The 23940-nt window shown below is 72.1% G+C and carries 22 protein-coding genes; 10 read left to right on the top strand and 12 right to left on the bottom strand.

Annotated elements, in window-relative coordinates:
- Positions 1-62: 62 nt before the first annotated feature.
- The 3 genes from BKD26_RS18210 to rsmI all read right to left on the bottom strand — a co-directional run bounded on the left by BKD26_RS18210 (position 63) and on the right by rsmI (position 2436).
- Positions 63-962: a TatD family hydrolase gene (locus BKD26_RS18210; protein ID WP_084899128.1), complete on the bottom strand. Its 900-nt coding sequence runs from the start codon at positions 960-962 to the stop codon at positions 63-65.
- Between the two features lie 28 nt (positions 963-990).
- Entirely contained in the window at positions 991-1407 is a 417-nt protein-coding gene (locus BKD26_RS18215) for a hypothetical protein (RefSeq protein ID WP_073757483.1), read from the bottom strand.
- Between the two features lie 129 nt (positions 1408-1536).
- On the bottom strand, positions 1537-2436 hold the full coding sequence (gene rsmI, locus BKD26_RS18220; RefSeq protein ID WP_179166583.1) for a 16S rRNA (cytidine(1402)-2'-O)-methyltransferase: 900 nt from the start codon (positions 2434-2436) through the stop codon (positions 1537-1539).
- A 52-nt stretch (positions 2437-2488) separates the two neighbouring features.
- Here rsmI and BKD26_RS18225 point away from each other — a divergent pair, with 52 nt between their 5' ends.
- The 7 genes from BKD26_RS18225 to BKD26_RS18255 all read left to right on the top strand — a co-directional run bounded on the left by BKD26_RS18225 (position 2489) and on the right by BKD26_RS18255 (position 9225).
- Positions 2489-4222 (top strand): phospholipid carrier-dependent glycosyltransferase, encoded by a 1734-nt coding sequence (locus tag BKD26_RS18225; RefSeq protein ID WP_084899131.1) that lies wholly within the window; start codon positions 2489-2491, stop codon positions 4220-4222.
- A 183-nt stretch (positions 4223-4405) separates the two neighbouring features.
- Positions 4406-4960 (top strand): hypothetical protein, encoded by a 555-nt coding sequence (locus BKD26_RS18230; protein ID WP_241518712.1) that lies wholly within the window; start codon positions 4406-4408, stop codon positions 4958-4960.
- Between the two features lie 35 nt (positions 4961-4995).
- Positions 4996-5676 carry a hypothetical protein gene (locus BKD26_RS18235; RefSeq protein ID WP_084899132.1) on the top strand — a complete coding sequence of 227 codons (681 nt, stop codon included), beginning with the start codon at positions 4996-4998 and terminating at the stop codon, positions 5674-5676.
- A gap of 161 nt (positions 5677-5837) precedes the next feature.
- Positions 5838-7475, top strand: coding sequence for a penicillin-binding transpeptidase domain-containing protein (locus tag BKD26_RS18240; protein WP_084899134.1), 1638 nt, complete (start codon positions 5838-5840; stop codon positions 7473-7475).
- A 55-nt stretch (positions 7476-7530) separates the two neighbouring features.
- The gene (locus tag BKD26_RS18245) at positions 7531-8016 is read left to right on the top strand and encodes a YbaK/EbsC family protein (protein ID WP_241518713.1); all 486 of its coding nucleotides are present in this window, start codon (positions 7531-7533) and stop codon (positions 8014-8016) included.
- A complete protein-coding gene (locus tag BKD26_RS18250; RefSeq protein ID WP_084899137.1) occupies positions 8013-8864 on the top strand; it encodes an EamA family transporter in 852 nt (283 codons plus the stop codon). The genes BKD26_RS18245 and BKD26_RS18250 overlap by 4 nt, the downstream gene beginning before the upstream one ends.
- Positions 8865-9024: 160 nt before the next feature.
- Positions 9025-9225 (top strand): type II toxin-antitoxin system VapB family antitoxin, encoded by a 201-nt coding sequence (locus tag BKD26_RS18255; RefSeq protein ID WP_084899138.1) that lies wholly within the window; start codon positions 9025-9027, stop codon positions 9223-9225.
- Positions 9226-10572: 1347 nt separating this feature from the next.
- On the opposite strand, the gene BKD26_RS18260 is transcribed toward BKD26_RS18255, so the two are convergent.
- Positions 10573-11427: a LuxR C-terminal-related transcriptional regulator gene (locus BKD26_RS18260; protein WP_241518714.1), complete on the bottom strand. Its 855-nt coding sequence runs from the start codon at positions 11425-11427 to the stop codon at positions 10573-10575.
- A gap of 140 nt (positions 11428-11567) precedes the next feature.
- Between BKD26_RS18260 and BKD26_RS18265 the strand changes: the two genes are divergently transcribed.
- Entirely contained in the window at positions 11568-11876 is a 309-nt protein-coding gene (locus BKD26_RS18265; protein WP_084899142.1) for a DUF6355 family natural product biosynthesis protein, read from the top strand.
- A gap of 65 nt (positions 11877-11941) precedes the next feature.
- On the opposite strand, the gene BKD26_RS18270 is transcribed toward BKD26_RS18265, so the two are convergent.
- The 4 genes from BKD26_RS18270 to BKD26_RS18285 are packed head-to-tail and all read right to left on the bottom strand — an operon-like array spanning position 11942 to position 15733.
- Entirely contained in the window at positions 11942-13099 is a 1158-nt protein-coding gene (locus tag BKD26_RS18270) for a serine hydrolase domain-containing protein (RefSeq protein WP_084899143.1), read from the bottom strand.
- Positions 13100-13144: 45 nt separating this feature from the next.
- Positions 13145-13918, bottom strand: coding sequence for an ABC transporter ATP-binding protein (locus tag BKD26_RS18275; RefSeq protein WP_084899145.1), 774 nt, complete (start codon positions 13916-13918; stop codon positions 13145-13147).
- Positions 13915-14676, bottom strand: a complete 762-nt coding sequence (gene cbiQ / locus BKD26_RS18280) for a cobalt ECF transporter T component CbiQ (RefSeq protein WP_084899147.1) — start codon at positions 14674-14676, stop codon at positions 13915-13917. The genes BKD26_RS18275 and cbiQ overlap by 4 nt, the downstream gene beginning before the upstream one ends.
- A 1-nt stretch (position 14677) precedes the next feature.
- Positions 14678-15733, bottom strand: coding sequence for an energy-coupling factor ABC transporter permease (locus BKD26_RS18285; RefSeq protein ID WP_084899149.1), 1056 nt, complete (start codon positions 15731-15733; stop codon positions 14678-14680).
- Positions 15734-15891: 158 nt separating this feature from the next.
- Here BKD26_RS18285 and BKD26_RS18290 point away from each other — a divergent pair, with 158 nt between their 5' ends.
- Positions 15892-16260: an SsgA family sporulation/cell division regulator gene (locus tag BKD26_RS18290; protein WP_084899150.1), complete on the top strand. Its 369-nt coding sequence runs from the start codon at positions 15892-15894 to the stop codon at positions 16258-16260.
- Between the two features lie 59 nt (positions 16261-16319).
- Here BKD26_RS18290 and BKD26_RS18295 read toward each other — a convergent pair whose 3' ends face one another.
- Both BKD26_RS18295 and BKD26_RS18300 read right to left on the bottom strand, forming a co-directional pair.
- Positions 16320-18479, bottom strand: a complete 2160-nt coding sequence (locus BKD26_RS18295; RefSeq protein WP_084899151.1) for an MMPL family transporter — start codon at positions 18477-18479, stop codon at positions 16320-16322.
- Positions 18480-18587: 108 nt separating this feature from the next.
- Complete coding sequence (locus BKD26_RS18300) at positions 18588-19160, bottom strand: TetR/AcrR family transcriptional regulator (RefSeq protein ID WP_084899153.1); 573 nt, start codon at positions 19158-19160, stop codon at positions 18588-18590.
- A gap of 147 nt (positions 19161-19307) precedes the next feature.
- Between BKD26_RS18300 and BKD26_RS18305 the strand changes: the two genes are divergently transcribed.
- Complete coding sequence (locus BKD26_RS18305) at positions 19308-22616, top strand: S41 family peptidase (RefSeq protein ID WP_084899154.1); 3309 nt, start codon at positions 19308-19310, stop codon at positions 22614-22616.
- A gap of 96 nt (positions 22617-22712) precedes the next feature.
- Here the strand turns inward: BKD26_RS18305 and BKD26_RS18310 are convergent, their stop codons facing one another.
- Together BKD26_RS18310 and BKD26_RS18315 are read right to left on the bottom strand one after the other, a co-directional pair.
- Positions 22713-22988: a hypothetical protein gene (locus tag BKD26_RS18310; protein WP_084899371.1), complete on the bottom strand. Its 276-nt coding sequence runs from the start codon at positions 22986-22988 to the stop codon at positions 22713-22715.
- A 716-nt stretch (positions 22989-23704) separates the two neighbouring features.
- Positions 23705-23899: a hypothetical protein gene (locus BKD26_RS18315; RefSeq protein ID WP_084899156.1), complete on the bottom strand. Its 195-nt coding sequence runs from the start codon at positions 23897-23899 to the stop codon at positions 23705-23707.
- Between the last annotated feature and the right edge of the window lie 41 nt (positions 23900-23940).

The following is a 23940-nucleotide window of genomic DNA, read 5'->3' on the forward strand; positions in this document are numbered from 1 at the left end:
CAAAGCAACTCGACTACGCAGTGTCGCGCCGCTACCCTACGCGGCACTCCGCCCGTTATCGGTCAGTAATCAAATGCTCGCGCGGTGTTGACGGCGATCGCGGTCGACATGGCCTCCTCGTCGATCCCCCGCACCCCGGCCATCGCCCGGACCGTGATCGGAACGAGATACGGGGCGTTGGGCCGTCCGCGGTACGGCACGGGCGTCAGGAACGGCGCGTCCGTCTCGACGAGGACGAGGTCCAGTGGGGCGACGGCCAGCGCGTCGCGCAGCGGCTGGGCGTTCTTGAAGGTGACGTTCCCCGCGAAGGACATGAAGTACCCGGCTTCGGCGCAGATCCGGGCCATGTCGGCGTCGCCGGAGTAACAGTGGAAGACGGTCCGCTCGGGGGCGCCCTCCTCGGCGAGGATGCGCAGGACGTCGTCGTGGGCGTCGCGGTCGTGGATGACGAGGGCCTTGCCGTGCCGCTTGGCGATCTCGATGTGGGCGCGGAAGGACCGTTCCTGGGCGGCCATGCCCTCCGGTCCCGTACGGAAGTAGTCCAGGCCGGTCTCGCCGACGGCCTTGACCTCGGGCAGCGCGGCGAGCCGGTCGATCTCGGCGAGCGCGTCGTCGAGCGCCGCGTCGCCGCCGCCCTCGCGCGCCCCCTGCCGCGACCACCCTCCCCCAGCCCCAGGGGGCTGGGAGGTGCCCCCAGGGTCCCCGAGCACGATGCGCGGCGCCTCGTTGGGGTGCAGGGCGACCGCCGCCCACACGGGGTCGTACGCCGCGGCCGTCTCCGCGGCCCAGCGGGAGCCCTTGAGGTCGCAGCCCACCTGGACCACCGTGTCGACGCCGACGGCGGCGGCCTTGGCGAGGGCCTCCTCGACCGTGCCGGCCTGCATGTCCAGGTGGGTGTGGGAATCGGCGACCGGCACCCCGAGGGGCTCGGGCAGCGGCGGCGGGGCGTCCTTGGAACTCATGCCCCGATCGTACGGAAGCGGCCGGGACCTACTTGCGGTGGAAGGCGTGCAGCAGGTCGGACAGGTGCCAGTGGTGCGGCTCCCTGGCCGGCTCGGCCGGCGGTGCCTCTTCCGTCTCCTGCTTCCGCTCCTGGCCGAGGGTCGGACCGGCCGACCCCACGGAGCCCTTCGTCGGCTCGGCCTGGTGCTGGGCGAGCAGTTCGAGCACCGAGGAGACCTGGCCGGCCCGCATGATCCGGACGCGGTGCCGTCCGCAGTTCACACAGGTGGGGTTGGAGAGCGGCGACGGCACCCGGCGGCCCCCCGCCTTGTACACGACGAACTCGTGCCCGCTGATGTCGGTGTGGTGCTCGATGTCGTACGCCTGCTCCCAGCCGTACCCGCAGTTCATGCAGGCGAAGGCATATGCCTCATGGCCGACCGGAGTACTTGTCGTCTCGCTCATGCCAGCTCCTTTCCACTGCAACCAGTGGACGCCTTCACGGGCGGGAGTGCGTAGGCACCTGTCGAATAATGGACCGGTTTTGGGGCGTCCCATGCCGAAAGGCCTGCCGCACGGTCTGGTCTTTGCTTTTCACGATAGTCCTTTACCCTCTGCCGGGGCCTGGCCAGACGCGTTCTTTGCCGCGACGACGGCGTCGAACACCTCACGCTTGGGCAGGCCCGCCTCGGCGGCGACCGCGGCGATGGCTTCTTTGCGCCGCTCCCCCGCCTCCTCGCGCACCCGCACCCTGCGCACCAGCTCGTCGGCGTCCAGCTCCCCGGGCCCGGTCTCCGGCGCCCCCTCGACCACGATGGTGATCTCGCCGCGTACGCCCTCGGCGGCCCAGGCCGCCAGCTCGCCGACGCCGCCGCGCTTGACCTCCTCGTACGTCTTGGTCAGCTCGCGGCACACCGCGGCCCGCCGGTCGGCGCCGAACACCTCGGCCATCGCGGCGAGCGTGTCGTCGAGGCGGTGCGGGGCCTCGAAGTAGACGAGCGTGCGACGCTCGCCGGCGACCTCCCGGAGCCTGGTCAGCCGCTCGCCCGCCTTGCGCGGCAGGAAGCCCTCGAAGCAGAACCGGTCGACGGGCAGCCCGGACAGCGCGAGCGCGGTCAGCACGGCGGACGGCCCGGGGACGGCCGTCACGCGGATGTCCCGCTCGACGGCGGCGGCGACCAGCCGGTAGCCGGGGTCGGAGACGGACGGCATGCCCGCGTCGGTGACCAGCAGCACGCGCGCGCCGCCCGCGAGGGCCTCGACCAGCTCGGGCGTACGGGCCGACTCGTTGCCCTCGAAGTACGACACGACCCGGCCGGTCGTGTGCACGCCGAGCGCCTGGGTCAGCCGGCGCAGCCGCCGGGTGTCCTCCGCGGCGACGACGTCGGCCCTCCCCAGCTCGGCGGCGAGGCGGGGCGGGGCGTCCGCGACATCTCCGATCGGGGTCCCTGCGAGTACGAGCGTTCCGGTCACCGTTCCTGTCACAGGGGTCATCCTCGCAGCCCGGACGGGCGACTCGCACAGGCGCGTTCCCTACGATGGCGCGGTGACCAGTACTGCTCATAAGGCCCTGCACGGGCAGGACGCCGCGAAAGAGCCGCCCCCGTGGCAGCAGCGCCTGCGCCGTTTCGGCTATGTGCCGCGGCCGGTGACGGGCCTGCGCGAGCGGTTGGTGCCCCCGTACGCCCGTCCCTCGGACCGGGTGTGGACGGTGCTCGGCGCGCCGCCCGCGGTGGCCGGGCGGCTGTGGCGGCTGGCGGCGTGGGGCGGTCCGCTGCTGGTGGCGCTCGTCGCGGGGCTGCTGCGGTTCTGGAACCTCGGTCAGCCGCACGCGGTGATATTCGACGAGACGTACTACGCCAAGGACGCCTGGGCGCTGATCAACCAGGGCTACGAGGGGTCGTGGCCCAAGGACGTCGACGCGCGGATCCTGGCGAACCCCGACGCGGTGGCCGTCCCCACGGACCCCGGTTATGTGGTGCACCCTCCGGTCGGCAAGTGGGTCATCGGGCTCGGCGAGTGGATGTTCGGGTTCGATCCGTTCGGCTGGCGCTTCATGGTGGCGGTGCTGGGCACGCTGTCGGTGCTGATGCTGTGCCGGATCGGGCGGCGGCTGTTCCGGTCGACGTTCCTGGGCTGCCTGGCGGGCGCGCTGCTGGCCGTGGACGGGCTGCACTTCGTGATGAGCCGGACGGCCCTGCTGGACCAGGTGCTGATGTTCTTCGTCCTCGCGGCGTTCGGGTGCCTCCTCATCGACCGGGACCACTCGCGCCGGCGGCTCGCGGCCGCGCTGCCGGTGGACGCGGACGGGGTGCTGCGGCCGGACGCGACGGTCGCGGAAACGCTGCGCCTGGGGTGGCGGCCGTGGCGGATCGCGGCCGGGCTGATGCTGGGCCTGGCGGCGGCCACGAAATGGAACGGGCTGTACGTCCTGGCCGCGTTCGGGGTGCTCACGGTGCTGTGGGACGTGGGCGCGCGCCGCACGGCCGGCGCCTTCCGGCCGTACGAGAGCGTCCTGAAGCGGGACCTGCTGCCGGCGTTCGTCTCGACGGTGCCGGTGGCGATCGTGACGTACATCGCGTCGTGGTCGGGCTGGATCTTCACGGGCAAGGGGTACTTCCGGAACTGGGCCACCACGGAGGGCAAGGACAGTTCGTGGTCGTGGCTGTTCCCCGACTGGTGGCGCAGCCTGTGGCACTACGAGTCGGAGGTCTACAGCTTCCACGTCAATCTGACGTCGGGTCACACGTACCAGTCGAACCCGTGGAGCTGGATCGTGCTGGGCCGGCCCGTCTCGTACTTCTACGAGGACCCGCGCGCCGGCCAGGACGGCTGCCCGGCGAACGCCACGGAGAAGTGCGCCCGCGAAGTCCTGGCCATCGGCACGCCCCTGCTCTGGTGGGCGGCGTGCTTCGCGCTCCTGTACGTCCTGTGGCGCTGGTTCTTCCGGCGCGACTGGCGGGCGGGCGCGATCGCGTGCGCGGTCGCGGCCGGGTGGGTGCCGTGGTTCTTCTACCAGGAGCGCACGATCTTCCTGTTCTACGCCGTGGTGTTCGTACCGTTCCTGTGCCTCGCCGTGGCGATGATGGTCGGCGCGATGCTCGGTCCCCCGGGCACGGATGAGGCGGCCGAACGCCGCCGGACGATCGGGGCGGTCGGCGCTGGCGTACTGGTGCTGCTCATCGTGTGGAACTTCATCTACTTCTGGCCCCTGTACACGGGCGAGACGATCCCGATGGACGACTGGCGGGACCGGATGTGGCTGGACACCTGGGTGTAGGCAAATTTCGCCGCCGCGTTGTCAGTTGTGCTGTGTAGTCTGTTTTACAGCCGGGGGGAACGGGCCTTGAGCGGCGTGCGTGACCGCGTGTGCACACGTGGCGCGCGTGCCGTTCGTGCGGCCCGTACGGGATCGCCGTTTCCCCCGTGACGCACGCACCAACGGGGATACGGGGAAAAGACCATGAGACGGAGCACACGTGTGCTCGCGGCGCTCGGCGCCGCCGTCGGCTCGCTGATACTCGTCACGCAGCCGGCCTCGGCCAACTCCTTCGGGCCGACGTTCGCGGACAACAAGGCGCACAGCTTCTTCTTCGACGACGACCTGTCGTCGGGGCAGCGCAACGGCATGGACTGGGCGCGCAAGAACTCGCTGGCGCCCACGGACATGACGACAAGCCTGGACAGCCGGTACAACAACCAGGTCGACGTGTGGGCGTACGCCACGTGGAACCCCACGGGTGACCAGAAGAACTGGTACGCGTGGACCACGTGCGTCAAGAAGGTGAGCGGCAGCTCGTCCAAGTGCGACCAGTTCACCATCGTGTTCAACCACAAGATCCCGCACTCGAACTACAAGTCGCTGTCGTGCCATGAGATCGGCCACAGCGTCGGCCTGGGCCACGCCAGCGGCAAGAACAGCAGCTACTCCTCGGCGAATCGTTCCTGCATGCGGGGCAACCCCGATCACAACTACTACGCCAACCACGACAAGAACCACATCAACGGCCGTTACTGAGCAGGACCGACAGAGCAGAGGAGAGTGAGCAACCGATGAAGCGCACACACATCACACGGGCGGCCGCCGGCGCCGCCACCCTCGCCGTCCTGCTGGCCACGGCGGCGTGCTCGTCCGGCACGCCGCAGGCCGACGGGGAGCGCGGCACGTCCACCGCCACGAAGGCGTCCGGCGACTTCTGGGGCGCGCACGCGGGCGCGGCGGCCTCCGAGGTCGACCCGCCGACGAGCGTCCCGGATCTCGCGAGCCGCTCGGACCTGGTGGTCCTCGGCACCATCACGGGCGCCAAGGAGGGCAAGGACTACACCGAGCCGGGCAAGCCGCCCAACCGCACCTCGAACGTCGAGATCGAGGTCGAGAAGGCCAGCAAGCCGGGAGTGACCGGCGCGGTCGTCGAGTTCACCCGCGACCCGGGCCACAACCTGAAGGACATCACCGCCAGCCTCCCCAAGGGGAAGTACGTCTTCTACCTCACGTCCTGGTACGAGGGGCCTGACGGCCCGGTCTACAGTTGCGCGTCCACGGCCTCGTGCGTGGTCGCCGCCAAGGACGGCGCCCTCCAGACGCCCCGCGACCCTCAGACGGCGCACGAGCTGACCGAGGGCACCAAGACCGCGGCTCCGGCCCAGGCGGGGAAGACGGCTCAGTCCGCGCCCTCCGGGCCTCAGCGGCTGAACAGCGCCGAGGACGTCTTCGCGCTCAGCACCGCGCGCTGAGCGGGTGGGCACACGGGTCCCGGACATCGAGACCGATGTCCGGGGCCCTGACGTTCCGGTCGGGTAACAGCTCACTCCTGTTGTCAGTGCTGTCCCGTAGGGTGGCTCCCGTTACGTGCTTGAACATGTTCAAGCGGGCTCCTGGGGAGGGGGACTGCACCATGCGCAGTGGAGCGAAGGTCGCCGTCATCGGCGGTGTTTTCACCGTCGTCGCGAGCGGCGTGGGGTACGGGGCGTACAACCTGTGGAACGGGATCACGGGCGGGACGACGCAGACCACCACGTCGGCCGCGGCCCCGCGGAAGGCCGGTTCGGGGCCGGTTACCGCCGAGGAGGTCGAGCGGACCGCGAAGGACTTCCTCGCCGCGTGGGCCAAGGGCGACGAGGCGACGGCCGGTGAGCTGACCAACAACGCCGGCACCGCCACGCCCGCCGTCGCCGGCTTCCGGGACGAGGCCCACGTCTCGAAGGCGGTCATCACCCCGGGCCAACCGGTGGGCCCGAAGGTGCCGTTCACGGTCGACGCGACCGTGACGTACGAGGGGCAGTCCAAGCATCTGACGTACGCCTCACAGCTGACCGTCGTACGCGGCGTCACCAGCGGCAAGCCGCTGGTCGACTGGGAGCCGTCGGTGATCCACCCGAAGCTGACCGACCAGTCGGCGCTGCGTACGGGCGAGGCACCCAACCCGCCCGTCAAGGCCGTCGACCGCGACGGGGTGGAGCTGACACCGGAGAAGTACCCGTCGCTCAAGCCGGTCCTGGACCAGCTGCGCGAGAAGTACGGCTCCGAGGCGGGCGGGAAGCCCGGCATCGAGACGTGGATCGAGTCCACGAACGAGGGCGGGGCGGACCAGACGCTGCTGACGCTCACCAAGGGCGAGCCGGGCACGCTGCGGACGACACTGGACGCCGACGTCCAGGCGGCGGCCGAGCAGGCGGTGAAGCGGTACGGCGAGTCGTCGGTGGTGGCCATCAAGCCGAGCACCGGGGAGATACGCGCCGTCGCCAACAACCGCGAGGACGACTGGAACGCGGCCTTCCTGGGCGTGCAGGCACCCGGCTCGACGATGAAGATCGTGACGGCGGCCATGCTGCTGGAGAAGGGCCTGGTGAGCGCCGACCGCCCCGCCGAGTGCCCCAAGAACGTCATGTACCAGGGCCGGTCCTTCCACAACCTGGACCATTTCGACCTCCCGGCGGGAAGCACCTTCAAGGAGAGCTTCAAGCGGTCCTGCAACACCGCCTTCATCAAGCTGATCGACGACGTCGGCGACGACGCGGCGCTGGGCAAGGAGGCGCGGGACGTCTTCGGCATCGGCCTGAACTGGCAGACGGGCGTCGCGACCAAGGACGGTTCCGTGCCCGCGGAGAGCGGCGGTGTGGCGGCGGCCCAGTACATCGGACAGGGCACCATCCAGATGAACGTCCTCAACGTCGCGTCCATCACCGCCACCGCGAAGAACGGCAGCTTCAAGCAGCCGGTCATCGTGCCGCGTGACCTGGACGACCGGGAGATCGCCACCGCCTCCCGCCCGCTGGAGGGCTCCGCCGCCCAGCAGTTGCGCGAGATGATGCGGGCCACGGCGACCAGCGGGACGGGTGCGGCGGCCATGTCCGGGGTCGGTGGCGACAAGGGCGCGAAGACCGGCTCGGCCGAGGTCGGCGGCCAGGCCGACTCCAACAGCTGGTTCGCCGGCTTCGCCGACGACCTGGCGGCCGCCGCGGTCGTCCAGTCCGGCGGCCACGGCGGGGACGCTGCGGGCCCGCTCGTCGCCTCCGTACTCAAGGCCCGGTGACGACAGCCGGTAACGCACTCGCATGGCCCGTACAGCTACCGCTAGCGTGCGGGCCATGAGCGCTTCACTCGCCCACCCCCGTTTCGCCGAGGCCCTCCGCGCGCTCGGCCTGCACGACATCGAGGTCCGCCGCTTCCCCGACGCCACCCGCACCGCCGCCCAGGCCGCCGCCGCGATCGGCTGCGACCCGTCCGAGATCGTCAAGTCGCTGGTCTTCGCGGCGGACGGGCTGCCGGTCCTGGTCCTGATGGACGGCTCGTCCCGGGTGGACGTGGAGCTGGTACGGCGCGAACTGGGCGTTGCCGCCGTGACCAGGGCGGACGCCGACCTCGTACGGGAGACGACCGGGTACGCGATCGGCGGCGTGCCGCCCTTCGGGCACGTGACCAGGACGCGGGTGCTGGCCGACCGGGGCCTGCTCGACCACGAGGTGGTGTGGGCGGCGGCCGGTACGCCGCACACGGTGTTCCCGCTCGCCCCCAAGACGCTGATCGCCCACGCGGGCGGCACACTGGTCGACGTACGCGAGCGGACGGCGTGACGCCGCTGGTCGCCGCCGCGGTGCTGATCGCCGCGGTGACGCACGCCGGCTGGAACGCGATCGCGCACCACATCAAGGACCAGTTGCTGTCCTTCACGCTCATATCCGGCGGCGGGGCGCTGATCGGAGCGGTGGCCGCCTGCTTCGTTCCGCTGCCGGCCGCGGCCGCCTGGCCGTACCTGATCCTCTCCGCCGCCCTGCACGTCGGCTACATGGCCCTGCTGATGCGCTCGTTCACGCTCGGCGACTTCGGCCAGATGTACCCGATCGCCCGCGGAACGGCGCCGCTGGGCGTCACCATCCTGGCGGCCGTCTTCGTCGACGAACTCCCCGACGGCCTCCAGCTCACCGGTGTCGCCGTCGCCTGCGCGGGCCTGGTGGGCCTGGCGCTGTGGGGCATCCGGGGCACCGGCAGCCGCCCGCACTGGCCGGCGGTCCTCGCCGCCCTCGCCACGGGCCTCGCCATCGCCGGCTACACGGTCGTGGACGGCGTCGGCGTCCGCGCCTCGGGCACCCCGCTGGGCTACATCGCATGGCTGATGCTCGTACAAGGCCTCGCGATCCCGGCGTACACCCTCCACCGCCGCCGCACCGCCCTGGCCGCCCAACTCCGCCCCCACGCCGCCCGCGGCCTCCTCGGCGCGGCGCTCTCCATCTCGGCCTACGCCCTGGTCCTCTGGGCCCAGACCCGCGCCCCCCTCGCCCCGGTCGCCGCGCTGCGCGAATCCTCCATCATCGTCGGCGCTGCCATCGGAGCCCTGCTCTTCAAGGAACGCTTCGGCGCCCCGAGAATCGCGGCGGCCGGCCTGATGGTGGTGGGCATCGGACTGATGCTGCACGCGGGGTGAGCCCCTCGCGTCGGCCTTTGACGGGTGCTCCCGCCTCTCCGGCAGCGGTCTGTCCACGCCGGACGGAGCGTGCGGAGCGTGCGGAGCAGCGCTGAGTACGGTCCGGGCAGGACCCCGAGCAGCTAGGGTTTGGCTACAAGGTGATGAAGGAGGGCCGCCCGTGGCCAAGGTCAACATCAGCCTGGACGCCGACCTGGTGGTGGAGGTGATGGTGCTGGCCGGCATCGGCTCGCCGCAGGACGCCGTAGAGGTCGTCGTACGCGACTACATCGCCCGCGGCCACCGCACGGAAGCCCGCACCGAGCTCAAGGACCAGAGCCTGCGCGAGACCGACGCCCGCCCGCAGGACCCCCAGGGCTGAGCCCCAGGGCGCCATCGGTCCGTAGGGTTGCCGTACCGGTGTGCGAACTGGGTGGCACAGCACCCTGTCACAGCTCAGCGGGGTGCACGGGGCGGGACGTGCGGTACTGGTCACCGTTCCGGGCCGCCCTCCCTCCCGAGAGTCGCGGGCTCCGGCACCCTGTCAAGGGCGCTTCGCGTCGGCTTCGCCGATGGGCTTCGCCCACCCTTGACAGGCCGCCTCCACCCGCGCGTTTTCTCTCGGAGGGCGGCCCCGGGGAGCAGGCACCCGGAGGGCGCACTGCTTTGCCGGCGCTCGTGGCCGAGGCGGCCCGGCCGGGGCAGGCGCGGCAGTGGAATGGGGCGGTGGCGGCACAGCTTGGCGGCAGGCCGCCGTCTCTGGGTTGCGGTACAAGACCTCGCTCCCGTGGGTGGTGGGTGCGCCGGAGTGCGATGGGGCATCCGGGCTCGGCTCGGCGACTGCGGTCCGGCGGAGGGCTGCGGTTCAGGCAGGTGGCCGGGGTGGGTGCGGGGTTGGGCCGGGGCGGAACCCCACCCGGTCAGGGCACGGCAGGCACCCGGCCGCCGGGACGGCAGGACCAGGCGGGGCCTGGCCTCCGGCTGGGGCCAGGGGCCACAGCCTCCCGGCCAGTCGGGCGCGGCCGGGTCGGTCCGGCCCCCGACACCGGCTGGCGGGCACACCCTCTGCCGCCCTGAGCGGGGAGCTCGAAGTCCGGGAAGGGGCCCTTCCAGTCACAGCCGTATCGGCTCACTGGGGTTGTGGGCGGGATGGGACACCCGTGCCCGAATGCTCATCGCCGGGAGGTGTCCTACACCGCCCACAAATCCCCAGCCCCGGTGCCGGTGTGACGGTGGGGGCCGGTGAGGTGTCCTGGTGAGGCAGGCGGGGTCAGAGGGACTTCGAGCCCCGCACACCGCGTCCGCAGGACGCCAGGCGCCGGTCGTCGTGCCCCGTCGCGGGACCAGGTCGGCCCGGCACCCGGGACGGGGCAGCCCCCGCCTCGAGGAGTCCAGCGGGATCCGGACACCGGTGCCCCGGCGCCGCTGCTCTGCGGGGCCCGCAGGCAGTCCCAGTGGGCCCGGGCACCTCATCTGCCCCCCAGGACGGCCCCTCCGCCCCCTACAGTCACACCCGTATCGGACCACCGGACGTGTGGGCGGCATGGGACACCCCGGCCCCGACACCCCCGGTCGGGACGGTGTCCCACACCGCCCACAACACCCCAACCCTGAGGCCAGTGGGACCAAGGAGACCGGTGGGGCATCACCGTCACACAAGCGGGACCGCCCAGCACGGACCAGGCGCACGGCGTCGCCGGCGGCCCGTACGTGTCCCACGGCGATGTTCTCAACAACCCGAGTCCGCTGGGCTGACCATCCCCCGCGCCATCCCCCGCGCCCGCCCGCGCCCGCCGCTCCGGGCGGGCGCGGGCGCCGTCAGCAGACCCAGTTCCTGGGCGCGGAGGACCGCGCCCAGGCGGTCGACGGTGTCGAGCTTCCGGTAGAGGTTCTGCAGGTGCTTGTGCACCGTCCGTACCGAGACCCCGAGCCGGCGGGCGATGGCCGTGGCGGGCAGTCCCTCGGCGAGCGTCAGCAGCACGGCCGTCTCGCGGGGCGTCAGCCCGCAAGGCGTGGTCGGTGTCCCCGGTACACCGCCTTGCCGCCACCGCGTCAGCAGCCTGTACTGAGCGACGGCGGCGGACAGCAAGGGCTGGACACGCGTGGCGTAGAGGAGGTCCTGGGTATCGAAGTCGGTTCCGGCGCGGTGGACGACGAAGCCACGGACGGAGCCGTGGGGGTCGGGCAGCGGGAGACCGAGCATGTGGCGAGTGCCGAAGGACCGCCGCATGGCGCTCGCCGTCTCGCTGTGCGGCCAGACGCGGTCACCGGCCAGCTGCGCCGCCGTCCGCGGGCCGCGGTTGGGGCGGATGGCGTAGTGGCTCGCGAAGGGATACCCGGCCCTGACGTACTGGGATGTCCGGTCGTCCAGTTCAGTCGGGGCGGGGGCGTCCCGGTGCCAAGCGGCGACCGCGCCGCTGGACGGGGTCCACTCCTCGTCCTTCGTGATCAGGACCGTGCCGTCAAGCGCGCGTAAGAGTTCCTGGGCGATCAACTGCCGGAGGGTATCGGGCTGGTGGCTCTCCAGCAGGGCGACGGCAAGGTCGAGCATCCGCTCGTAATCGGCTTTCCCCAGGTACGGCACGGCCCCCTCCGCAGTCCATACGCACTTCTCCCCATGGAACGGCCACCGCCACGCTGCCATCGTAGGGCGTGCCGGATCCCCACCGCAGACAAGTCCACCCCCACGACCTTCTGTCCCTGACAGCTGTCGGAAGGAAAGTCATGCGCCGAACCTCACGCACCCTGCGTGCGCTCGCCACCGCGGGCCTGATGACCGTCGCCGGAGTGACCGGCGGCCTCGCCACCGCCGGCACGGCCACCGCCGCGGAGTCCGGAACCCTGGCCTGCGGCTGGGACCCCGACGCCGCCGCCGGCATCGCCTACTACAACCACTGCGCCAACAACCGTGTGGTCATCCGTGTCGAGCGGCACAACGCCTCCGGCTACGACCAGTGCGTCGGACCCGGCAGGACCTACCTCGGCAGCACCTCCGTCATCAAGTACGCCTGGTACGCGGGCCGTCTCTGCTGACGGACGGCCGACACGCGCCCCGCACGGCCGTGGCCCGGCCGTGCGGGGCGCACGCGCGCGTGTACCTACGCGACAGCGGCCTTCACCGCCCGTACCAGGGCCTGCGCCCTGGGGTCGGCCGTGACGCCCTTGCGCATGCCGTTGGTGACGTAGCCGAGTGCGATGCCCGACACCGGGTCGGCGAAGCCGAGGGAGCCGCCGCGTCCCGGGTGGCCGAAGGAGCCGGGGGACAGCAGGGGCGAGGCGGGGCCGTGGAGCATGTAGCCGAGGCCGAAGCGGGTGGAGACCACCAGGACCCGGTCGGGGCCCACGGACTCCTCCGTACGCGCCATGGCGAGGGTCGCCGGGGCGAAGAGGCGATGGCCGTCCACGGGGCCGAGGGTGGCCGCGTAGAAGCGGGCCAGGGCGCGGGCGGTGGAGATGCCCGCCGATGCGGGGAGTTCGGCGGCGCGGTAGGCGGGGTCGTTCTCGTCCGGCGACGGGGCGATGGCGCTGAAGGCGCGGCGGGTGAGCGAGGCCGGGTCGGCGTAGGCGTCGGCGACCGAGCGCTTCGGGCGCAGCGTGAGCGCGCCGCCGTGGGCGGGTTCCTCGACCGGGCCGATGCGGCCGACCCGGTGGGCCTCGTCCTCGGGGAGGCCGATCCACAGGTCGAGGCCGAGCGGGCGGGCTATCTCCTCGGCGACCCAGCGGCCTATGGTGCGCCCGGTGACCCGCTGGACCAGCGCGGCCAGCAGCCAGCCGTACGTGTGCGCGTGGTAGCCGTGGTCGGTGCCCGGCTCCCAGGCGGGTGTCTGGGCGGCGATGGCGTCCGACGACACGGAGAGGTCGGCGGCCTCGGCGAGGGTCAGCGGGCGGTCCGGGGCCGGGACGCCCGCCTGGTGCGACAGCAGGTGGCGCACCAGCGCCCGTTCCTTGCCCGCCGCCTTGAACTCGGGCCAGTACGTGCCGACGGGCGCGTCCAGGTCCAGCTGCCCGCGCTGGTGCAGCAGCAGCGGTACGGCGGCGGCGACGCCCTTCGTCGCCGAGCGGACGACCTGGGCGGTGTCCACGGCCCACGGGGCGGTCCCGTCCACGTCGCGCGTGCCCGCCCACAGGTCGACCACCTTGCGGCCGTCCCGGTAGACGGCGACCGCGGCGCCCCGCTCCCCGCGCTGCTCGAAGTTGCGTACGAACGCGTCCCTGACCGGCTCGAAGCCGGCCTGCACCGTGCCCTGGACGTCCATCGCCCACCCCTTTCGCTCAGCGGCTCCCACCCATGGTGCAACGTGCTAGTGGGGCGCCGGCTTCCGGGTGGGCCTCGCGGTCGGGTCGAAGCCGAAGGGCAGCTCCAGGCGGTGCGTGCGCATCAGTTCCTCGTCGGCGAGCAGGCCGCTGGTGGGGCCGTCCGCCGCGATCACGCCCTCGCTGAGCACCACCGCGCGGGGGCACAGTTCGAGGGCGTACGGAAGGTCGTGGGTGACCATCAGGACGGTGACGTCCAGGGAGCGGAGGATGTCGGCGAGTTCGCGGCGCGAGGCGGGGTCGAGGTTGGACGACGGCTCGTCGAGGACGAGGATCTCGGGCTCCATGGCGAGGACGGTGGCCACCGCGACCCGCCGCCGCTGGCCGAAGGACAGGTGGTGCGGGGGCCGGTCCGCGTACTGCTCCATGCCGACCCGGGAGAGGGCCTTCAGGACGACCGCCTCCAGCTCGGGGCCGCGCAGTCCGGCCGCCGCCGGGCCGAAGGCGACGTCCTCGCGGACGGTCGGCATGAACAGCTGGTCGTCCGGGTCCTGGAAGACGATGCCGACGCGGCGGCGGATCTCGGCGAGGTTGGCCTTCTCGACGGGCAGCCCGGCGACGGTCACCGTCCCGGCGCCGCCGGTGAGGATGCCGTTGAGGTGGAGGACGAGGGTGGTCTTGCCGGCGCCGTTGGGGCCGAGCAGCGCGACCCGTTCGCCGCGCTCGACGGTCAGGTCGACGCCGAAGAGCGCCTGGTGGCCGTCGGGGTAGGCGTACGCGAGGCCGCGGACGTCGAGCGACGGCACGAAACTGAGACTCATAGCGTCCATCCCAGCAGACAGATGAGCAGGGCGGTGAGCGGGAGGGCGGCGGCCGAGGACCACTGGGCCCGGGTGGCCGTCACCTCGTCGATGACCGGCATGGAACCGGCGTACCCGCGGCTCACCATCGCCAGGTGGACGCGTTCGCCGCGCTCGTAGGAGCGGATGAACAGGGCGCCCGCCGACTTCGCGAGCACACCCCAGTGCCGTACGCCCTTCGCCTCGAAGCCGCGCGAGCGCCGGGCGATGGACATGCGCCGCATCTCGTCGGTGATGACGTCGCCGTACCGGATCATGAAGGAGGCGATCTGTACGAGGAGGGGCGGCAGTTTCAGCCGTTGCAGGCCGAGCAGCAGGCCGCGCAGCTCGGTGGTGGCGGCGAGCAGGACGGACGCGGCGACGCCCAGAGTGCCCTTGGCGAGGACGTTCCAGGCGTCCCACAGGCCCGGTACGGAGACGGAGACGCCGAGGAGCTGCGTCTGCTCGCCGGGCACGACGAACGGCATCAGGAACGCGAAGGCGACGAACGGCACCTCGATGACCAGGCGCCGCAGCACGAACCCCGGCGACACGCGGGCCGCCGCCGCGACCGCGCCGAGGAGCGCGGCGTACGCGGCGAAGGCCCAGACGGCCTCGCGGGGCGTGGAGACGACGACCACGACGAAGCAGAAGACGGCGGCGAGCTTGCAGTGCGGCGGCAGCCGGTGCACGGGCGAGTGCCCGTGCCGGTAGAGCTTGTGGGCGTGACCGGCGCCCATGTCAGACGGTTTCCTCGGTACGGGATCCGGTACGGGCGTCGTCCGTACGACGCCGGCGTACCGCCCAGAAGACGCCCGTGCCGGCCAGGACCGTCGCGCCGACGCCGATGGTGCCCGCCAGCCCCCCGGACAGGCGGGCGTCTGTGAGGCCGCTGATGCCGTAGTCGGCGAGCGGCGAGTCGGCGGTGGCGTGGTCCTCGGCCTTCTTGTCGATGCCCTGGTCGGCGGCGACCTTCTCCAGGCCGTCGGGGCTGGCGGAGGCGTAGAAGGAGACGAATCCGGCCAGGACGAGCGCGGTCACCAGGCCGGTGGCCCACACCTTCTTCGTGGAGCGGGCGGCCACCGGGGCGGCCGCGGGCGCCGGGGTGGCGTCGACCAGTTCGCCGCCCACGCGCAGCTTCAGCGGCGCGGTCAGGCCGCGTGCCCCGTACACCAGGTCGGGCCGTACGGCGATGACGGCGCCGACCGTGGCGGTCGTGATCACCGCCTCGCCGATGCCGATCAGGACGTGGACGCCGACCATGGCGGTGAGGACCTTCGACACGGGTACGTCGGTGGTGCCGCCGATCGCGTAGATCGCCGTGAACGCGGCCGCCGCGGCCGGTACCGACACCAGGGAGGCGACGAACGAGGCGACGGTGATCGAGCGGCGGGTGCGCGGCAGGATCTTGACCAGGCCGCGGAAGAGCCCGTACGCCACCAGGACGGTGACCGCGCCCATGACGGTGATGTTGACGCCCAGCGCGGTGAGCCCGCCGTCCGCGAAGAGGACGCCCTGCATCAGCAGGACGACCGCGATGCACAGCACGCCCGTGTAGGGCCCGACGAGGATCGCGGCCAGGGCGCCGCCCAGGAGGTGCCCGCTGGTTCCGGCCGCCACGGGGAAGTTCAGCATCTGCACGGCGAAGATGAACGCCGCGACCAGTCCGGCGAGCGGCGCGGTCCTCTCGTCCAGCTCCCGCCGCGCGCCCCGCAGGCTGACCGCGACGGCGCCGGCGGCGACGAGGCCGGCGGCCGCGGAGACCGGCGCGTTGATGAATCCGTCGGGGACATGCATGCGGCGACCGCTTTCGGACAGGCGTATACGAACGGGTTCGATGATGGGTCCTTCTGCAAACGACTTGCAAGAGCGTCCACATCACAAAAGGGGGCGGGCGCACACCACGGAATGGTGGGACATTAGAGACAAATGAGGCGAATGTGAGGAGTCGGCCCATGGAGCCCCTTGAGGAAGGTGTCGTAGTCCACACCAAGGCCCTGATCGTGACCGACGGACCTCTCTCCCGCCCCGTCCCCGTGGCGATGCGTTACGAGCCGGCTCCCGGACCCGCCGCCGAGCCCGCCACCGTACGGCTGTGCTTCCCCGGCGGCACCGAGTGGAGCTTCCCGCGCACCCTCCTGGAGTCGGGCCTTCGCGCGCCCGCCCGGGGCGGCGACATCGGTATCTGGCCGTGCGGGCGCGTCCAGACGATCGTGGAGTACCACGCGCCGGAGGGCGTGGCCGTGGTGCAGTTCGACTCCTCGGCGCTGCTGCGCTTCCTGCGGCGTACGTACGCCGCCACCACGTCGACCGTCACCCGATGAGGCGATGACGGCGCGACGCGGCGGCGGCGTGTGACCGTGACGTGTGAGCGCGGCGTGCCTCAGACGCGTACGAGCTCCCGCTCGCCCTCCTCCGGGGCGTCGGTGGTGCGCAGGCCCTCGCCCTCCACGTCCACGTTCGGCAGGGCGCGGTCCAGCCAGCCGGGCAGCCACCAGGCCTTGCGGCCGAGCAGCGCGAGCACCGCGGGGACGACCGCCATCCGGACGACGAAGGCGTCGAAGAAGACCGCGACGGCGAGACCGAAGCCGATCATCTTGACCATCTGCTCGCTGGAGCCGATGAAGCCCGCGAAGACCGCGATCATGATCACGGCGGCGGCCGTGACGACCCGCGCCCCGTGCCGGAAACCGGTGACGATCGCCTCGCCGGGCCGTTCCCCGTGGACGTACGCCTCACGCATCCGGGTGACGAGGAAGACCTCGTAGTCCATGGCCAGACCGAAGACGACACCCACCATGAAGATCGGCATCATGCTCATGATCGGGCCGGTCTGCTCGACGCCGAAGAGCGAACCGAGCCAGCCCCACTGGAACACGGCCACGACCGCGCCGAGGGCGGCGACCACCGACAGCAGGAAGCCCAGCGCGGCCTTGAGCGGCACCAGCACCGAGCGGAAGACCACCATCAGCAGCAGGAAGGCGAGGCCGACGACGAGCGCCAGGTAGGGCAGCAGGGCGTCGTTCATCTTCTGCGAGAAGTCGATGTTCATCGCGGTCGCGCCGGTGACCAGCACGTCGTCACCGGTGGTGTCCCGGATCGAATGGACCAGGTTCTCCGTCTCGACGGAGGAGGGGCGGTCCTTCGGTACGACGGTGATGATCGAGGTGTCGCCGGCCTTGTTGGGGGTGGCCGGGGTGACGGCCGCGACCCCGTCCAGGCCCTTGATGCCGGTGACGGTACGGTCCGCCGCGGCCTTGTCGCCGTCGACGACGACCATCAGCGGGCCGTTGGAGCCCGGCCCGAAGCCGTCCGACAGCAGGTCGTAGGCGCGGCGCTGGGTGGTGGAGGTGGGCTGGGCGCCGTCGTCGGGCAGGCCCATCTCCAGCGACCCGGCCGGTACGGCGACGGCTCCGAGGCCGATCACGCCGACGAGCAGTACGGCGACGGGGCGGCGCAGCACGAAGCGGGCCCAGCGGGTGCCCATGTTGGGCTTGGCCTCGCCGGCCGGCTGGGGGTTCTTGCGGGCCTTGCGGCCGTGTACCCGCTTGCCGGCGTAGCCGAGCAGCGCCGGGATGAGGGTGAGGGCGATGAGGACGGCGATCAGGACCGTGCCGGCCGCCGCGAAGCCCATCTTCGTCAGCATCGGGATGTTGACGACGGCGAGGCCCACCAGCGCGATGACCACGGTGAGGCCGGCGAAGACGACGGCGGAGCCCGCCGTGCCGACGGCTCGTCCGGCCGCCTCCTCCTGCTCGCGGCCCTCGGCCAGCTCGGCGCGGTAGCGGGAGACGATGAACAGCGCGTAGTCGATGCCGACCGCGAGGCCGATCATCATCGCGAGGGTGGAGGTGGTGGAGCCGAGGTCCAGGACGGAGGCGAGCGCGGTGATCGTGGAGACGCCGATGCCGACGCCGATGATCGCGGTGAGCAGCGGCAGTCCGGCCGCGACGAGGGACCCGAAGGTGATGACGAGGACGATGCCCGCGACGATCACGCCGATGATCTCGCCCGCCCCGGTCTCGGGAACGGTCTGGAGCGCGTCGCCGCCGATCTCGACGGTGAGGCCGCTCTGCCGCGCCTCGGTGCCGGTCTCCTCCAGCGCCTCGCGCGTCGCGTCGGTCAGCTCCATGCCGCTGACCTTGTAGGACACCTGTACGTAGGCGGTGGTGCCGTCCCGGGAGACCGCCTGGACGGTGTACGGGTCGGTGACGTTCGCGACCTGGTCGGAGCCGGAGCGCAGCTCGTCGACGGCCTTGTGGACCTCGGCCTTGTGGCCCGGGTCGGTCATCTTCTGGCCGTCGGGGGCCTTGAAGACGACGCGGGCGGTGGCGCCGTCGGCACCGGCGGCCGGGAAGCGCTCTTCGAGCAGGTCGAAGGCCTTCTGGGCCTCCGTACCCGGTATGGAGAAGGAGCTGGACGTCGCGGCGGGCGCGGCGGCGGCGCCGACGCCGGCGAGCGCGAGCAGCGCGATCCATATGAGGGCCACGACATGGCGGCGCCGGAAGGCGGACCGGCCGAGTCGGTGGAGGAACGTTGCCACGGGGGCGTCTCCCGGTGATGGGTGGGACATGGACATGGGGAGTCGGCCCGACAGCGTGAGCGGTACGTGTCAGGTGGTGCGGGTGTGCGGGTGGAGCGGGGTGGAGCGTCAGACGCCCAGGGCGGGGAGGACCACTGCGTCGACGTACTCGGTGAGGAAGGCCTGGTCGACCACCCGGTCCTCGATGAGGGGGCGGGCGACGAAGGCGCCGATGAGCATGTGCGGGACGAGCCTGAGCGCCGGATTGTCCGCGGCGACCTCGCCGCGCCGCACGGCGCGGCCCAGCACCTCGTCGAGCCCGGTCATCTCGGGTGCGACGAGCAGTTCGCGCAGGGCCTGGAGCAGGTCGGGGTTGTCGTGGACGGCATGGGCGAGGCCCCGCATCAGGGCGGAGTCCTTCTCCATCTGGCAGTCGTCGGAACGCGCGAGCATCTCGTGGAAGTCGCCGCGCAGCGAGCCGGTGTCGATCTCGGCGATGTTCACCGGCTTGTTGTGCCGCAGGGCGTGGGCGACCAGCTCGGGCTTGCTCCCCCACTGGCGGTAGAGGGTGGCCTTGCTGGAGTGCGTGCGGGCGGCGACGGCGTCCATGGTGAGGGCGTCGTAACCGACCTCGCGGAGCAGGTCGAGGACGGCTTCGTAGAGCTCGGCCTCGCGCTCCGGGGTGAGCCTGCCGCGCGCCATGTCGCGACTCCTTCGACTATCGAGACGAAACGGTTTCGTACACCTGGGAGCTTACGGCAGCGGCGCTGCGAAACGAAACCGTTTCGTACGTGTGCTGGATCACGTGATCGGGTTGCCGGGCCCCCTCAGCGCGGAAAGCATGGCTGTGTGAGCAGCGACGGCGCATACCTCCGCTATCCCCATCTCCACGACGACCTGCTGTGCTTCGCGGCCGAGGACGACCTGTGGGTCGCGCCCCTGGTCGCGGACGGTGAACCACCCGGCCGGGCCTGGCGGGTGACGGTCGACCGGACGCGGGTCGGGCACCCGCGCTTCTCGCCGGACGGGGGACACATCGCGTACACGACCTGGCGCAGCCTGGACCCGGAGATCCACCTGGCGCCGGTCGACGGGGGGCCCGCGCGCCGGCTGACCTACTGGGGGTCGCTGGACACGCGCGTGTGCGGGTGGACACCGGACGGCGAGATCCTGGCCGTCGCCTCGCACGGCCAGCCGTTCTCGCACTTCTCGTGGGCGTACAAGGTCCCGGTCGACGGCTCGCCCGGCGGCCGGCTGCCGTGGGGGCCGGTCTCCGACATCGCGGTCGCGGACGTCGACGGCAAGCACCTCACGCTCCTCCTGACCGGCAAGCCGCCGCACGAGCCGGCCGCCTGGAAGCGGTACCGGGGCGGGGCGACCGGGCGGCTGTGGCTGCACGGGGAGCGGCTGCTGCCGGACCTCGAGGGCCACCTGGACTGCGCCATGTTCGTGGACGGCCGGATCGCGTTCCTCTCCGACCACGAGGGCGTCGGCAACCTCTACTCCTGCCTCCCGGACGGCACCGACCTCCTACGGCACACCGACCACGACGCCTTCTACGCCCGCCACGCCTCCTCCGACGGGCGCCGCGTGGTCTACCAGTGCGCGGGCGACCTGTGGATCGTCGACGCGCTGACCCCCGACTCGGTGCCGCGCAAGCTGGCGGTACGCCTCGGGGGGCCGCGCACCGGACGGCGTACGTACCAGGTGCCCGCGGCGAACAACGTGGACGCCGTGTCGGTGGACGAGACCGGCCGGGCCAGCGCCGTCTCCGTACGCGGCAGCCTGTACTGGCTCACCCACCGCGACGGGCCCGCCCGGACGATCGCCGACACCCCGGGCGTACGGGTGCGGGCGCCGGAGATGCTCGGCAGCACCGGGCGGATCGCGTACGTCACCGACGCCGAGGGCGAGGAGGCCGTCGAGGTGGCCCACCTCCCGCGCGCGAGCGGCGACCGGGAGCCTAGGCGGCTCGCGGCGGGCGAGCTGGGCCACGTCACGGAGATGGTGGCCGACCCGGAGGGCGAGCGGCTGGCGATCGCGTCGAACGACGGGCGGCTGCTGCTGCTCGACGTTGCGGAGGAGGCGGCCGGCTCCGAGGACGCGGCGGAACCGGACGGCGAGCCGGGCGACGAGCCGGCCGGCGGGCTGACGGAGCTGACCCGCTCGATCAACGGCCCCGTCCGGGACATGGCGTTCTCCCCCGACGGCGCCTGGCTGACCTGGTCCCAGCCGGGGATCGGCCGGTCGCTGCGCCAGATCAAGATCGCCCGGATCAAGGACCGGACGATCGTGGACGTCACCAACGGCCGCTTCGAGGACGAGAGCCCGGTGTTCACCCGGGACGGCCGCTACCTCGCCTTCCTCTCGTGGCGGGGCTTCGACCCGGTGTACGACGTGCACACCGGGGACCTGTCCTTCCCGCTCGGCTGCCGCCCCTACCTCGTACCCCTCGCCTCCACCACGCCGTCCCCGTTCGCGCTGTCGCCCGAGGGGCGGCCCGCGGCGGGCGGGCTGGACCTCGCGGAGGAGGCGGCGGAGGGCGACGGGACGGTGGTCGTCGAGTTCGAGGGGCTGGAGAACCGGGTGACGCCCTTCCCGGTCGCCGCCTCCAAGTACTCGTCCCTGCACCCGGTGAGCGGCGGTGGCCTGGTGTGGCTGCGGTGGCCGATCTCGGGCGCGCTGGGCGAGACGTTCGTCAACCCGGCCGACACCTCCGGGCGGCCGACCCTCGAACACTTCAACCTCGCGAAGGCCCGCAAGACCGAACTGGTCGACCACCTCGACTGGTACGCGGTGAGCGGCGACGGGACGCGGCTCGTCGTGGTCGACGAGGGCGACCTGCGGGCCGTCCCCGCGACCGAGCCCGGCGACAGCGACTCCACCGTGTACGTCGACTCGCGCCGGATCCTGCACGAGGTGGACCCGGGCGCGGAGTGGCGCCAGGCGTACGACGAGGCGGGGCGGATCATCCGCGCCTACTTCTGGGACCCGGGCATGAGCGGCATCGACTGGGACGCCGTCCTCGGCCAGTACCGCCCGCTGGTCGAACGGGTCGCGTCCCCCGACGAGTTCGCCGACCTGCTGCGGGAGGTGCTGGGCGAGCTGGGCACCTCGCACGCGTACGTCACGCCCGCGCGCCGCAACGAGGGCCCGCCGCACTACCAGCGGGCCCAGGGGCTGCTGGGCGCCAACTTCGTGCCGAGGAACGGCGGGTGGGCGGTGAAGCGGATCCTGCCCGGCGAGTCGTCCGACTCCAAGGCGCGTTCGCCCCTGGCCGGTACGGGGATCCGGGAGGGCGCGGTCCTCACGCACGTGGACGGCCGCCCGGTGGACCCCGTGACGGGGCCGTACCCACTGCTGGCGGGGGCGGGCGGGACGACGGTCGAGCTGACGTTCCGGCCCGCCGAGGGCGAGGGCCGGGCGCGGCGCGTCGCCGTGGTCCCGCTGATCGACGAGCGGCCGCTGCGGTACCAGGACTGGGTGGCCAAGCGCCGGGAGGTGGTACGGGAGCTGAGCGGCGGCACGTGCGGCTACCTGCACATCCCGGACATGGGCGGCTCGGGCTGGGCGCAGTTCAACCGGGACCTGCGGATGGAGGTGGCCCGGCCGGCCCTGATCGTGGACGTCCGGGGCAACGCGGGCGGGCACATCAGCGAGCTCGTCGTCGAGAAGCTCACCCGCAAGATCCTGGGCTGGGACCTCACGCGGGGCGCCCAGCCCGTCTCGTACGCCTCGAACGCCCCACGCGGCCCGGTCGTCGCCCTCGCCGACGAGGCCACCGCCTCGGACGGCGACATGATCACGGCCGCCTTCAAGCTCCTGGGCCTCGGCCCCGTGGTCGGGCAGCGCACCTGGGGCGGCGTCGTCGGCATGACGGGCCGCCACCGGCTGGGCGACGGCACGGTGATCACGGTGCCGATGAACGCGGCCTGGTTCGACGAGTACGGCTGGTCCATCGAGAACCACGGGGTGGCCCCGGACATCGAGATCCTCCGCACCCCGCTGGACTGGGCGGAGGGCCGCCACCGCCAACTCTCCGACGCGGTCGAGGTCGCCCTCGAGCTCCTCGCCCAACACCCCGCCGCCCGCCCCCCGGACTACTCCCAGGCCCCGAACCTGGCCCGCCCCAAACTCCCCCCGAGGCCGGGCCCTTGAGCCGGATCTCCGTCCCCGGCCCCCGCCTACGGATGGCGCCTCTCCAACGACGGGGCGGTGCCACTATGGGCAATGACCCAAGGGCCGAGCCGTACGTCACCCAACGGGTTTGATACGGAGGACGGCGGCGGTGTCGAGGATCTCGACAACCTCCAGGCTCATGGCGTCGTTGATGGTCGCGGCGGGTCCCTCGCTGCAGCTGAGCCCGACGCCGCCGCCCTCCGAGGACACGCCGCCGCCACCGGAACAACCCGAAACGCTGTAGCCCGACCCGGTCAGTGGCGCGACCATCTCGACCTCGCCGCCGGTGATCGCCGTCACCTCAATCGGCCCGAGGCCGTACCTTTCCGGCACTGTCACGACGTCCCCCACGGCAACCTCGATCTCACACGTCCCGTCAGCGCACGGCCCGGTCAGCGAGGGCGACGGCTTGGCCGTCTCCGTGGGAGCCGAACTGGGGTCCGACGCCGACGCCCGGGAGCCGGACCCACTGGGCCGACCCTCGGCGGACCCGTCCGAAGGATCCGAGGAACACGACGTGAGAGCGGCGAACACGACCGCAACAACAACTGCGAGGACGGCGGTGGATGACGTTCTACGCATCGTGGCCACCATTGAACCCCGCCACGACCGCGATCCCTCCCCGCCGCCTGGGCAGGCGCGCCGCCGAGACGCCCAGGGGGGACGTTCCCCACCGCGCTGTGACCAACGCCGCGCCATCCACGGCGGCCGCGCACCCCAGCCTTCTGATGACCCACCCCGTTGTCTTCATGGAGCCAGAATCCCGCCCGGAACGCTACGGCGTAACCCCACCGGCACAGGATCCCTGGTTCGCCCACCCGTAACTTCGACACACGTACGATGGCGCCCCGTTCCCTATGGCCGCGTTCCGCGTCGAGGGGGTAGTTGCGTGACTGCCGTCGGAGCACCAGCGGCGCCGGAACGGCGTGGTACGTGCGGCCCCGCGCAAACATCCGGCCATGGCGGGGCCCGTCCAGCCCGAGGGCACCGGCGCTACGGCACCGCCCACCGGCGCGGATGCGCAAGGGCGCACCCGGCGTCCCGGGTGCGCCCTCATGACAGCCGCGTCAGACGTCGTAGCGGTCCTGCGGCGTCCGCGTGTCGTCCTGCAGGCCCTGGCGCCGGTCCTCGCCCTGCTGGCGGCCCTTCTGCTGGCCCTTCTTCGTACGCTCCTGCGCCTCGCGCTTCGCGTCCTGGGCCCGCCGCTTGGCCTCTTCCTTCATCTCCTGCGACTTGTCCTTGAACTGGTCTGCGATACCCATCGAGGTTTCTCCTGAAAGGGTGTGGGGACTCCAGGGGCCGT

Source organism: Streptomyces sp. CB03238 (genome assembly GCF_002099185.1).
GTDB lineage: Bacteria > Actinomycetota > Actinomycetes > Streptomycetales > Streptomycetaceae > Streptomyces.